The organism is Jannaschia pohangensis, assembly GCF_900113875.1.
In the GTDB taxonomy this organism is placed as follows: Bacteria; Pseudomonadota; Alphaproteobacteria; order Rhodobacterales; family Rhodobacteraceae; genus Jannaschia; species Jannaschia pohangensis.
Genome location: NZ_FORA01000006.1, coordinates 104,951 through 117,500, shown reverse-complemented (window position 1 = coordinate 117,500; position 12,550 = coordinate 104,951). Strand labels below are relative to the sequence as shown.

Here is a 12,550-nt window from a genome sequence, read left to right as displayed (position 1 = left end):
CCTGGCTCCAGCGCGGGTGATCCACCTCCGGATTCACGTTGCTGTAAAAGCCATACTCGCGCGGGTTCGTCGCCTGCCAGGTCGCATAGGGCTGCTCTTCCACCAGAGAGATGCGGACAATCGACTTGATGGACTTGAAACCATACTTCCACGGAACCACCAGACGCATCGGCGCGCCGTTCTGGTTCGGGATCGGGCGACCATAGATCCCCGTCGCCATGATTGTCAGCGGGTGCATCGCTTCGTCCAGGCGCAGCCCTTCGCGATACGGCCAATCGAGGAACGGGTAATTCACCCCTTCCATCACATCGGGAAGCACCGCCGTCTCGAAGGCCACGAACTTCGCGTCGGCCTTCACGCCGACCTTGGCCAGCAGTTTGTTCAACTCGAACCCGTTCCACGGGATCACCATCGACCAGGCCTCGACACAGCGGAAGCGATAGATGCGCTCTTCGGTCGGAATATCCCCGATCAGATCGGCCAGATCGTAGTCGCCCGGATTGTCCACCAGCCCGTCAACCGTCACCTTCCAGGGCGAGGTCACCATGTCCCCGGCATTCTGGACCGGGTCCGACTTGTCGGTGCCGAACTCGTAGAAGTTGTTGTAGCTGGTGATTGCGTCCCATTCGTTCGGCACCAGGGCTTCCTGCGCCCAGGCGCCCAGGCCCATGCCACCCGCGATGGAGCCGGCGCCCAATCCGGCGATCAACCTGCGACGGTTGAGCCAGAGTCCTTCCGGCGTCACATCGGCACGGGTCAGGGGGCGGGGCGAATGGTGCGAACGGGTCATCGGTCTTCCTTGTCAGTCGGGCTTCGAATGATCTCTTATCTCATATAAGGAAACCAACGGCGGAAAACGTCATCGGTTCACGACAATGTAAGACGGGCCCGATCCGTCGGTCACTCGGCGGCGGCCCGCACATCGGGTTCGGGGCGCGGATAGACCAGATGCATCGGGATCGACCGCCCGTCGGCCTGAACAAGCCGGACATGTCTGCGCCGCATCTGCCGTGGTTCCGTCACCCCGACGGAATGGGCGATCACCTCGACCTCTTTCACGATGCCCTGGGCGTAATGGGCGACCTTGCGCCACTTGTCCTCGACCACCAGGCCCTTCTGGAACCGCGGGTCATGGGTGGTGATGCCGGTCGGGCAGGTGTTCTTGTTGCACTTGAGCGCCTGGATACAGCCCAGGCTGAACATGAACCCCCGGGCCGACACGACGAAATCCGCGCCCGCCGCCAGGGCCCAGGCGATATCGCCGGGGTTCACCAGCTTGCCCGAGGCGATCAACCGGATGCGATCCTTCAGCCTCGCCGCATCGCGCAGCCCACTGACCATCGGCAGCGACTCCCGAATGGACATACCGACTAGATCGATCAATGGCATCGGCGCCGCACCCGTCCCACCCTCACCGCCATCGATGGTGATGAAATCGGGCGCGCTGTCGAAACCCCGCCGCGCGATGGCATCGAACAGCTCGGTGAACGGCTCTTCCGATCCGCCGACCGTCTTGATGCCCACGGGCTTGCCCGTCACCTCGCGGATGCGCCCGATCAGATCGAGCAGCTCTTCGGTATTGGCCGCATCCGCGTGACGGTTGGGGCTGATCCCGGCCTGACCGACCTTCAGCCCCCGGATCGCCGCGATTTCCGCGTTCACCTTTTCGGCGGGCAGGATGCCACCCTTGCCGGGCTTCGCCCCCTGCGCCAGCTTCAGCTCGAACATCCGAACCTGTTCATGGGCCGCCACTTCGCGCAGCTTTTCGTCCGACAGGTTCCCCTCCTCGTCGCGAACCCCGAATTTCGCCGTCCCGATCTGGAAGACGATGTCGCATCCCCCTTCCAGGTGATACGAGCTCAGGCCACCTTCCCCCGTGTTCATCCAGATGCCCGCTTCCTTGCAGCCCCGGCTTAGCGCCTGAACCGCCGGCTTGGAGATCGCGCCATAGGACATGCCGGACAGATTGAAGATCGACATCGCGGTATAGGGCGTCCGGGCCCCCGACCCGATCACCATCGGTTCGGTCTTGGCGGCCTGCTGGTCGAGCGGTGGAAAGGGCGCGTTCACGAAAAGCGGCGTGCCCGGCACGGCGATGTTTCGGGTCGACCCGAAGGCGACCGTGTTGCCCTTGGCATCCGACGCCCGCTTGACCCATTCCCGCTGCGCCCGGTTGAACGGAAGTTCTTCCCGGTCCATGGCAAAGAAATACTGGCGGAAGAACTCGCCCAATTCGGAAAAGATGTGCCGGAAACGGCCGATGACCGGATAGTTGCGGCGGATGGCATCCTCGGTCTGGGTCCGGTCGATCACGAACAGGACCAAACCGAGCGCCGCCAGGACCCCGACCGCGACGACGAAGCCAAGGGCCAGAATTTCCAGGACCCAGCCAGTCCACTCAAGCATGATCATCGGACGGATCTCCTGTTGCGTCGACCGACCATGCCCGCAGAGCCTCCCGATCCGCAACTGCGGCGCTGATTTGGACACGGCCTTGTGTTGCGGCCGCCCCTGACCTCGGGAGCAATGTGATCGGCGTCCAACACCGTCTGATCGAACCCGAACCGACCTGACCAATCCACGGAAGGGTCAACGCAAAAGGGCGCCCCTTGGGGCACCCTTTTTCGTTCAACCGGTTAAGAAATCAACCTTCGGGCAGCAGCACGCTGTCGATGACGTGGATAACGCCGTTGCTGGCTTCGATGTCGGCCGCCGTCACGGTGGCACCGGACACGGTCACGGTCTCGCCGTCGATGCCGATGGTCAGCGTCTGCTCGCTGGCGGTCGTCGCCTCGAGGCCGTCCGACAGGTCGGTCGACATCACTTTGCCGGGCACGACATGATAGAGCAGGATCGCGGTCAGCTGATCCTTGTTCTCGGGCAGCAGCAGGTTTTCGACGGTGCCCTCGGGCAGCGCGGCAAAGGCGTCGTCGGTCGGCGCGAAGACGGTGAAGGGGCCTTCGCTCTTCAACGTGTCGACCAGACCGGCGGCGGTGGCGGCGGCCAGCAGCGTCCCGAAGGAGCCTGCACCGGCTGCGGTGTCGACGATGTCCATTTCCTGGGCATAAGCAGCGCTCGAAAGGGCGGTCGCTGCGGTCAGGGCAAGGAAGGTTCTGCGAAACATATGATCTCTCCGTGTTGGTATTCAGACGCTCCGTTCTGCGAAGCGTTACAAGCAATACGCGCCAGAAATCCTTTGGTTCACAAATGTGGGAAATAATTCCACGCGCGGGTCAATTCGGGGCGGTTTTCCGCCTGAAAATCCGCCATCACCCTTGAAACCTCGGTCTTTTTTCAAAAACCAATGCTTCTCGATCCGCGTGTGTATGACGTAGCGGCGGCAGGAACAGTCTCAACCACAGGCCCCAATTTGCCGCATCCCCAAAGAAAAGCCCCGCACGAAGCGGGGCTCTCCGGGATCAATGCACGACGGCGTCCTCGGGCGGGCGGCGATCCGACGTGGACAACCGCTCCCCGATCAACAGGCCGTCCTTGCCCGCCGTTATCGGGATCGTGGCATCGTCGCCGACCTCGCCCGCCAGCAGCATCTCGGCCAGGGGGTTCTGCAACGCCCGCTGGATCACCCGCTTCAAAGGCCGCGCCCCGAACACCGGGTCATAGCCTTCTTCGGCAAGCCAGACGCGCGCCGCATCATCCAGTTGCAGCGTGATCTTGCGACCCGCCAGACGCTTGGCCAGACGCGCGATCTGCAAATCGACGATGCCGTCCATATCGCTCCGGGCCAGCCGGTCGAAGATGATCGTCTCGTCCAGACGGTTCAGGAATTCCGGCCGGAAATGCGCCCGCACGGCATCCATCACGTCGCGCTTGGCCTGCGCCGGGTCGGCCCCGTCCGGCAACCGGCTCAGCGCCTGCGCCCCGAGGTTGGACGTCAGGATAATCAGCGTCTGCTTGAAATCGACCCGCCGCCCCTGACCGTCGGTCAGGATGCCATCGTCCAGAACCTGCAACAGCACGTTGAACACATCCGGATGCGCCTTCTCGACCTCGTCGAACAGCACGACCTGATAAGGCCTGCGCCGAACCGCCTCGGTCAGAACGCCTCCCTCGTCATAGCCGACATAACCCGGCGGCGCGCCGATCAGCCGGGACACGGAGTGCTTCTCCATGAACTCGGACATGTCGATCCGCACCATGGCCCCGTCGTCGTCGAACAGGAACTCGGCCAACGCCTTGGTCAGCTCCGTCTTGCCCACGCCCGTCGGCCCGAGGAACAGGAACGACCCAAGGGGACGCCCCTCGTCGTTCAGCCCGGCGCGCGCGCGCCGCACGGCATTGGCCACGGCGGTGACGGCGGGGCGCTGACCGATGACCCGGCGGCCCAGCTCCTCCTCCATCCGAAGCAGCTTGTCGCGCTCGCCCTCAAGCATCTTGGACACCGGCACGCCGGTCCAGCGCTCGACCACGCTCGCGATCTGTTCGGGGCGCACGGCCTCCTCGACCATCATGTCGCCTTCGCGGCTTTCGGCCTCGGCCAGGTTCTTCTCCAGCTCGGGGATGCGCCCGTATTGCAGCTCACCCGCCTTGGCGAAATTGCCCTCGCGCTTGGCGTGGTCCAGTTCGACGCGGGCGCGGTCCAACTGCTCCTTGATGTCGCGTGCGGCGTCCAGCTTGTCCCGCTCGGCCTGCCACTGCGCGGTCATCTCACTCGACTGTTCCTGCAGGTCGGCCAGCTCCCGCTCCAGCTTCTCGAGCCGGTCCTTGGACGCCTTGTCGTCCTCCAGCTTGAGCGCCTCGGTCTCGATCTGCATCTGCAGGATCTGACGGTCCAGCGCGTCCAGCTCCTCGGGCTTGCTGTCGACTTCCATGCGCAGCCGACTGGCCGCCTCGTCCATAAGGTCGATGGCCTTGTCCGGCAGGAACCGGTCGGTGATGTAGCGCTGCGACAGCGTGGCCGCCGCGACCAGGGCGGAATCGCTGATCCGCACACCGTGGTGCAGTTCGTACTTTTCCTTGATGCCGCGCAGAATGCTGATCGTGTCCTCGACCGTCGGCTCCTCGACCATCAGGGGCTGGAACCGCCGCGCCAGCGCCGCGTCCTTTTCGACATACTTGCGGTATTCATCGAGGGTGGTCGCACCGACACAGTGCAACTCACCCCGGGCGAGCGCGGGCTTGATCAGGTTGGCGGCATCCATTGCGCCATCGGCCTTCCCGGCCCCGATCAGCGTGTGCATCTCGTCGATGAACAGGATCACTTCGCCAGCGGCAGCCGTCACTTCGCTCAGGACGGCCTTCAGCCGCTCCTCGAACTCGCCGCGATACTTCGCCCCGGCGATCAGCGCGCCCATGTCCAGCGCCATCAGCCGCTTGTTGCGCAGCGATTCCGGCACGTCGCCGTCGATGATCCGCAGGGCCAGGCCCTCGGCAATCGCCGTCTTGCCGACCCCCGGCTCCCCAATCAGGACGGGGTTGTTCTTGGTCCGGCGGCTCAAAACCTGCATCGCGCGCCGGATTTCCTCGTCACGTCCGATGATCGGGTCGATCTTGCCGTCGCGGGCCGCTTCGGTCAGGTCGCGGGCATATTTGGACAGGGCCTCATAGCCATCCTCGGCGGATGCGCTGTCGGCGGTCCGCCCCTTGCGGACATCGTTGATCGCGGCGTTGAGCGCCTGCGCATTCACCGCCCCGGCATCCAGCGCGTCCTTGGCCTTTGACTTCACCATGGTCAGCGCCATCAGCACGCGCTCCACGGGAACGAAGCTGTCACCGGCCTTCTTGGCGACCGTTTCGGCCTCGTCCAGAACGCGGGTCAGGTCGCGCGACAGAAACACCTGTCCCGCATCGCCCGACACCTTGGGCAGCTTGGCCACGGCCAGGTCGACCGCTTCGCGGACCCTGCCGGGCGCGCCGCCCGCGGCTGAAATGAGATTGGCGGCCATGCCCTGGTCATCGTCCATGATGGCCTTGAGCAGATGCTCCGGCATCAGTTGCTGATGTCCTTCGCGCGTCGCGATTGTCTGGGCCGCCTGCAAAAAGCCGCGCGCCCGTTCCGTGAACTTCTCCAGGTTCATATCGTCTCTCCTTCTACAAGCATCCGACTTTCACCGCCCCGAACGGGCACGGCATCTCACGGACCTTTCAGATTGAAATGGGGAGAGCAGAGCGCGGCGGCAAGACCGGCCGCCAACAGAAAGCGGGCGCCGACCCCTCGCAGGCGACGCCCGTTCCTGACCGGGGAAACCCCGTATCAGACGGGTCTTTCGACCCCGGAAACCGACTTCGGCCTCAGCCGTAGACGCTTTCCTTTCCGAAATGCTTGGTCAGCGCGTAATAGACGACCGCACGATACTTGTTGCGCTCCGACTTGCCGTATTTCTCGATCACGGCATTGATCGCTTCATCCAGCTTGGGTCCGTCCGACAGGCCCAGCTTCTTGATGAGGAAATTGTTCTTCACCGTCTCCAGCTCCTTGGGCTGGCCCGCGGCGACGGTCGCGCTGTCCGCGTTATAGATCGACGGGCCGCAGCCGATGGTCACCTTGGTCAACAGGTCCATGTCAGGGGCCATGCCCATCTTGTTCTTCAGATCGTCGGCGTACTTCGCGATCAGGTCATCACGCTTGCTCATAGTATATCTGTCCCCAGCTAGATCTCATTCCAGGACGCAATTCCGCGCCTCGGATCATGATTGCCGGGTCAGGCCGGAAAATAAAGCAAAAGTTGGGCAGGCCTCATCGGCACAGCCCCCATCCCCGCGATTGCAGGTGGAAATGGTCGGCATGCAAGTCGTTGTAGTCGGGCCCCAGAACCGTCGCGAACCATGTGCACGCCCCATCCCGCGCCGCACGCCAAAAAGCGGCTTCGGCCCCGCTCCCGTCCCAGCCATCCAACAGGCTCAGCTGTCGGCCATCGGCCAGAACGACCCCGCGCACATCCCAGGCTTCGGCGGTCGCATGGGTGCTCAGACGCGCCGAACTCCCCCGGATGGGGCGGCAATTATAGCTGCCCTGATGCAGGATGCGGGCAACGGGCGCGCCAAGGTCGGCGGCGGCGTCGCGCAGCGCGTGACGCTCCCACATGGCGGAGCGCAGGGCGATGGCGCAACTCGTCTCGACCGGATCGATCGCCGCCCCTCCGACCGACGACAGCATCACGCGGTTGCCGACACTGCACGCCCCGGCCTCCAGCGGCTCCATCCGGGAATAGGCGGCGCCGGTGTCGAGGGCGGCAAGGCAGGTCGCGTCACTGCCCAAGGCCTTGCGCAATTTCATGCCGGTCAACCATGTTTCGGGGGCCGCCACGTCCAGCGGTTCCAGCGGGTTCCAACCCGGGGGCAAAGGCGAGTCGGGGTCCATCAACGCCCACCATCCGCCCCAAAGGAGCAGAGCCAGGATGGACAGGCGCACAGTGATGCGCCCCAGAATGCGAGACAGGCGGGCCATTGCGGCCCTTCGTGCCCTGCATTCCGGTCAGACGAAAGGCCCCCGTTTCGGGGGCCTCCCGATCTTGCCTGCAATCGGATCTACTGACTGATCGTCGCGTCGCCGCCTTCGGGCGCCACGGGAAGGATTTCCTCTTCCAGCACATCGCCCGCCACGGTGGTATTCATCGGCAGGGCCTCGCCCGCGCCGTCATAAGCGGGCATCCCTTCCAGCGTGGCCAGGTCCAGGCTCTGCAACAGCACCGCCCCCTCCGCCGGGGCCAATTCGGTCAGCGGTACGGCCACGTCATGTTCGCCGAATCCCAGGAAGCCACCGATCCCCAGAACCGCCATCACGTCGCCATCGGCGCTCGCCTTCACAAGCGTTTCGATCTCGCCGACGTTCTCGCCGGAATTCGTCAGGACATTCAGCCCGACCAGATCGGACACGGCGATATCGGCAAAGGCACCGTATCCTCCGGTCGCAGGTGTCTGGTCCTGTGCCGCAATCGGCAGGGCGGAAAGGGTCAGAAGAACAGCCCCCATGGGCAGGATTGGGGAAAATCGCATTGGTTGAGTCTCCTTGTCGACACTCCGGGCATGATTGACCCGTCGACAAACGGTCCGCCAACGCGACCGACAAGGAAAGGCCACCCTGTCCCGCAAGCCCCGCCGCGCCTTCCCCCGCCGAAACGCCCGAGTCGCATCGGCGCAAAAAGGCCGCGCCCTCGGTCTGCGGGAACGCGGCCAATTTCAGCCGATGGTCAGCCGTCAGTAGCGGTAGTGCTCCGGCTTGAAGGGCCCGTCCGGCGACACGCCGATATAAGCGGCCTGCTCGGGGTCCATCTTGGTCAGCTTCACGCCGATCCGGTCCAGATGCAGACGCGCGACCTTCTCGTCCAGATGCTTGGGCAGGATGTAGACGCCGGGCGCATATTCCTCGCCCTTGGTCCAAAGCTCGATCTGCGCCAACACCTGGTTGGTGAAGCTGGCCGACATCACGAACGACGGGTGGCCCGTGGCGTTGCCCAGGTTCAGCAGGCGACCTTCGGACAACAGGATGATGCGATTGCCCGACGGCATCTCGATCATGTCCACCTGTTCCTTGATATTCGTCCACTTGTGGTTCTTCAGGCTCGCCACCTGAATCTCGTTGTCGAAGTGGCCGATGTTGCCGACGATCGCCATGTCCTTCATCTCGCGCATGTGCTCGATCCGGATGACGTCCTTGTTGCCGGTGGTTGTCACAAAGATGTCCGCCGTGCTGACGACATCCTCAAGCGTGGTCACCTGAAAGCCGTCCATCGCCGCCTGAAGCGCGCAGATCGGGTCGACCTCGGTCACGATGACGCGCGCGCCGGCCCCTTTCAGCGACGCGGCCGAGCCCTTGCCCACATCGCCGTAGCCCATGACCACGGCAACCTTGCCCGCCATCATCGTATCGGTGGCGCGGCGGATCCCGTCGACCAGCGATTCCTTGCAGCCGTACTTGTTGTCGAACTTCGACTTGGTCACGGAATCGTTCACGTTGATCGCCGGGAAGGGCAGCTGACCCTTCTTGTGCAGATCATAGAGGCGGTGAACGCCGGTCGTGGTTTCCTCGGACACGCCCTTGATCGCGTCGCGCGTCTTGGTGAACCAGCCGGGGCTTGCCGCCATGCGCTTCTTGATCTGCGCCTTGATCACCTCTTCCTCTTCGGAGGTCGGGACGGGGATGATGTCTTCTCCGGCCTCGGCGCGCGCACCCAGCAGCACGTAGAGCGTGGCATCGCCCCCGTCGTCCAGGATCATGTTCGGCCCGTCGGGGAACATGAACGACCGGTCCAGGTAATCCCAATGCTCGGTCAGGGTCTGGCCCTTGATCGCAAAGACCGGCGTTCCGCCCGCCGCGATGGCCGCCGCCGCATGGTCCTGGGTCGAAAAGATGTTGCACGAGGCCCAGCGCACATCCGCGCCAAGCTCGACCAGCGTTTCGATCAGAACCGCCGTCTGGATCGTCATGTGCAGGCTTCCGACGATGCGCGCACCCTTCAGCGGTTTCGCTTCGCCATATTCGGTGCGCAGGGCCATCAGGCCCGGCATCTCCGTTTCCGCGATGTCCAGTTCCTTGCGGCCATAGGCGGCGAGGTCGATGTTCTTGACGATATAGTCGGTCATGTCCGTGTCCCTGATCAGGTGATGCGCGGCCCCTAGCACCGGAACGCAAAACCCTCAATGCGACATCAGACCCAAGGTTGAACGGACCCGGTCACAAATCGCCGGCCGACACCTTCTGTTCCATCCCCGGCTGCCAGTCGGTCCCCGCCGCGATGATGCACGACAGGCCCATCGAGTCGGTCAGAAGCAGCGTCCAGGTCCCGCCATCGGCCACCCAGATCTCGAACATCGCATTCGCCCCCTGAAGACCGCCGCCCTGAAACACCTCGCCGTAATCGTCGGCCAGCCGTCCGATGACGACTTCGCGCGCGGCGCAATTGGCCAGCTCGGCCTGCGCGGGCGCAGACAGCGTATTCAGGATCGGGAAAAGGGCAGCACTCAGGATAGCGAGGCGGGTGTTCATCGGCAGACTCCATCATAAGGCACGCGTTCACGCACCGCTTCGACTCACTGCTCTTTTCTTGCTCTTGCGCCTGATAGTAGAGGTCATCTGAGTGCGCACCACCCCCAAGGGCCAGAAAAAGCCATGAAATCGCCAAAATCCCCCCGCGCATGGCAGCGGATGTTGTCGGGTCGCCGTCTGGATCTCCTGGATCCGACGCCCCTCGATATCGAGGTCGAGGATATCGCCCACGGCCTCGCCTTCGTGGCGCGCTGGAACGGACAGACCCGGGGCGACTGGCCCTATTCGGTGGCCGAACACTCCCTTCTGGTCGAGGCGATCCTGACCCGCATCGACCCTGCGGCGACCGCCCGCGACCGTCTGTCCGCCCTTTTGCACGACGCCCCGGAGTATGTGATCGGCGACATGATCTCTCCGGTGAAGGCCGCAGTCGGCCCCGGTTACGGCGCGCTCGATGACCGATTGCAGGCCGCGATCAACCTGCGGTTCGGCCTTCCGGCGCAGACGCCCGTGGCGCTCAAGAAACGCATCAAGAAGGCCGACAAACTCTCTGCCTGGCTGGAAGCCGTTCAGATCGCAGGGTTTTCCGAAGCCGAGGCCGACCGCTTCTTCGGCAAGCCCGCCCCGGGCCAACTCGGCGGCCTGTCCCTGACCCTGCGCCCCCCGGCCGAGACCCGCGCCGCCTATCTGTCCCGCTTCGCCGCGTTGATGGCCGCCTGCGACGCCTCCTGATCGCGCAGCAGGAACGCCACCCGCTCCCGGATCGACGGCCAGGGGTCGTCGATCAACAGCGCCGCAATGTCCCGCGTCTCGGGCGCGCCCCGATCCCGCAGACCATCCAGCAACGCGCGACGCACCACGGCCGACGGATCGCGGACAAAATCCCGAAGCGCCGCGTCCGACGCGGGCGCGCAGACGATCCGGCGCACCTCCAGAACGGGCTTCCAGGCAAACACATTGTAGCGCCGGTCGACCCAGACTTTTTCCCAACCCACGACGGTCCGGATGTCGCCCCGGGCAAGCGCCTGAACTGCCCCGGCACGAATGCCGGGCACCACGGCGTCGGTCGCCAATGACGGCAATATCCCGTCGAAAGCCTCTCCCACCATCAGCGCCGCCAGGGTCACCGGACGGGCCGACGCATCGCACATCCGGCGAAGAACCGCGTCTTGCAGATCGGCTTGCGCCAGAATGCCCCGGATCACCTGCTGCCCCGACCCATCCCGCCGCCACGACCGGCTCTCCACCAGAAGCGACAGGGCGACCTCTGCCACCTGCACTGGATCCGAGCGCGCCACACACCGCCGCACCGCCGCCCTGGCGGCCAGCCTGACGGACACCACCCAATCGTTCAGACGACGCAACAGCACGGCCAGCAGAAACCCGCAGGGCGCCGCCTGATCCAGCGTTTGCAACGCCGCCTCGCGCCGATGCCCATCCGGCGACAAAAGCTCCGTCCAGATCGCCACACCCGACCCGGCCACGCGCGGTACATCCCGCGTCCCCCATCGCAGGCCACTCCGAACCCGATCCTCCACCGCGCCGCTCCCGCGCAGGGGGATGGCCCCCGCCGCGATCACAGCCTCATCCGCGCTCCCATTCAACAGCACCTCGACCAGCACCGCCGCCATCGTCCGCCCATCGTCGCGCTGCCGCATCGTTTTGCCATTGTCCGCCCCGTCGAAACACAGCTAGCCTTATCGCATGGCGACTCTCAACATCCGACCGGCCCAGCCCTTCGACGCGGGCGCGATGGCGACGCTTCTGAACGCGATCATCCGGCAGGGCGGCACCACGGCCCTGACCAAACCGGTGACGGGCGACGACCTGCGCGACAAGATGGCCCTGGGCGGGATCTGGCACCTGGCCGAAAACGACGGCGACGTGATCGGTTTCCAATGGGTGAATGGCCACGCCGACCTGCCCGGCGACACCTGCGAAATCGCGACCTTCGTGGCCCTGGGCAATCACGGCATCGGCGTCGGCTCGGCCCTCTTCGATGCGACGCGCAATGCGGCACGCGCCCGCGGCTATGACTGGATCGAGGCGGTGATCCGCGCCGACAACGACGGCGGGCGGGCCTACTACCGCTCCCGCGGGTTCGAGACGGCCAGGCATCTCCACAACCAGACGCTCGCCGATGGCACGCCGGTGGACAAGGTCGTCAAGCGCTACAGGTTATAGGCCGAACAAGCCACGAGGTCCCCATGCAACCCGTCATTCTCTACGGCATCACTGTCGTCGCCTTTCTGGTCATTGATGCCATCATGCTGACCAACGTCATGAAACCGCTGTTCGAGCGGCACATCGGCGACATGATCCGCTCCCCCATAAGCCTTGCGCCCGCCGCCGTCTTCTACCTGTTCTATGTCGCGGGCCTGATCTGGCTCGTCTCCCTGCCCGCCCTGCGCGAAGGCTCGGTCTCTCAGGCGGCCATCAACGGCGCGATCCTGGGCGCGATGGCCTATGGCACCTATGAATTCACCAGCATGTCGATCATGAAGAACTGGAGCTGGACCATGGTCGCCGCCGATACCACCTGGGGCGCGATCCTGACCGGCGGCACGGCGGCCCTGGGTGTGTGGGCCGTCAAGACCTGGACCTAGA

General features: G+C 64.6%; 13 protein-coding genes (1 of these 13 only partly in view). 3 read left to right on the top strand and 10 right to left on the bottom strand.

Annotated elements, in window-relative coordinates:
- The 9 genes from msrP to BM002_RS17230 form a co-directional block, all read right to left on the bottom strand.
- A protein-coding gene (gene msrP, locus BM002_RS17270; RefSeq protein ID WP_092784293.1) for a protein-methionine-sulfoxide reductase catalytic subunit MsrP crosses the window boundary here: on the bottom strand, positions 1–790 show its 5' portion. 122 nt of this gene lie to the left of the window's left edge; only the first 790 of its 912 coding nucleotides appear in the window; the start codon lies at positions 788–790; its stop codon lies off the left edge, out of view.
- A 110-nt stretch (positions 791–900) separates the two neighbouring features.
- Entirely contained in the window at positions 901–2,412 is a 1,512-nt protein-coding gene (locus tag BM002_RS17265; RefSeq protein ID WP_092784290.1) for an FMN-binding glutamate synthase family protein, read from the bottom strand.
- Between the two features lie 232 nt (positions 2,413–2,644).
- Positions 2,645–3,124 (bottom strand): fasciclin domain-containing protein, encoded by a 480-nt coding sequence (locus BM002_RS17260; protein WP_092784287.1) that lies wholly within the window; start codon positions 3,122–3,124, stop codon positions 2,645–2,647.
- Between the two features lie 295 nt (positions 3,125–3,419).
- The gene (gene clpB / locus BM002_RS17255) at positions 3,420–6,035 is read right to left on the bottom strand and encodes an ATP-dependent chaperone ClpB (RefSeq protein ID WP_092784283.1); all 2,616 of its coding nucleotides are present in this window, start codon (positions 6,033–6,035) and stop codon (positions 3,420–3,422) included.
- Positions 6,036–6,249: 214 nt separating this feature from the next.
- Positions 6,250–6,591, bottom strand: a complete 342-nt coding sequence (locus BM002_RS17250) for a DUF2853 family protein (RefSeq protein ID WP_092784280.1) — start codon at positions 6,589–6,591, stop codon at positions 6,250–6,252.
- 103 nt (positions 6,592–6,694) lie between these two features.
- Positions 6,695–7,405 (bottom strand): extensin-like domain-containing protein, encoded by a 711-nt coding sequence (locus BM002_RS17245; RefSeq protein WP_092784277.1) that lies wholly within the window; start codon positions 7,403–7,405, stop codon positions 6,695–6,697.
- Between the two features lie 80 nt (positions 7,406–7,485).
- On the bottom strand, positions 7,486–7,953 hold the full coding sequence (locus tag BM002_RS17240) for a PRC-barrel domain-containing protein (protein WP_092784274.1): 468 nt from the start codon (positions 7,951–7,953) through the stop codon (positions 7,486–7,488).
- 201 nt (positions 7,954–8,154) lie between these two features.
- Entirely contained in the window at positions 8,155–9,540 is a 1,386-nt protein-coding gene (gene ahcY, locus BM002_RS17235; protein ID WP_092784271.1) for an adenosylhomocysteinase, read from the bottom strand.
- Between the two features lie 91 nt (positions 9,541–9,631).
- A complete protein-coding gene (locus BM002_RS17230; RefSeq protein ID WP_092784268.1) occupies positions 9,632–9,943 on the bottom strand; it encodes a hypothetical protein in 312 nt (103 codons plus the stop codon).
- Between the two features lie 123 nt (positions 9,944–10,066).
- On the opposite strand from BM002_RS17230, the gene BM002_RS17225 reads away from it, so the two are divergent.
- Positions 10,067–10,675, top strand: a complete 609-nt coding sequence (locus tag BM002_RS17225; RefSeq protein WP_092784264.1) for an HD domain-containing protein — start codon at positions 10,067–10,069, stop codon at positions 10,673–10,675.
- Here BM002_RS17225 and BM002_RS17220 read toward each other — a convergent pair.
- Complete coding sequence (locus tag BM002_RS17220) at positions 10,627–11,601, bottom strand: hypothetical protein (RefSeq protein ID WP_092784261.1); 975 nt, start codon at positions 11,599–11,601, stop codon at positions 10,627–10,629. The two genes, BM002_RS17225 and BM002_RS17220, sit on opposite strands and share 49 nt — an antisense overlap.
- A gap of 46 nt (positions 11,602–11,647) precedes the next feature.
- Between BM002_RS17220 and BM002_RS17215 the strand changes: the two genes are divergently transcribed.
- Together BM002_RS17215 and BM002_RS17210 are read left to right on the top strand one after the other, a co-directional pair.
- Positions 11,648–12,127 (top strand): GNAT family N-acetyltransferase, encoded by a 480-nt coding sequence (locus BM002_RS17215; RefSeq protein ID WP_092784258.1) that lies wholly within the window; start codon positions 11,648–11,650, stop codon positions 12,125–12,127.
- 23 nt (positions 12,128–12,150) lie between these two features.
- Positions 12,151–12,549 (top strand): DUF2177 family protein, encoded by a 399-nt coding sequence (locus BM002_RS17210; RefSeq protein WP_092784255.1) that lies wholly within the window; start codon positions 12,151–12,153, stop codon positions 12,547–12,549.
- Position 12,550 lies beyond the last annotated feature (1 nt).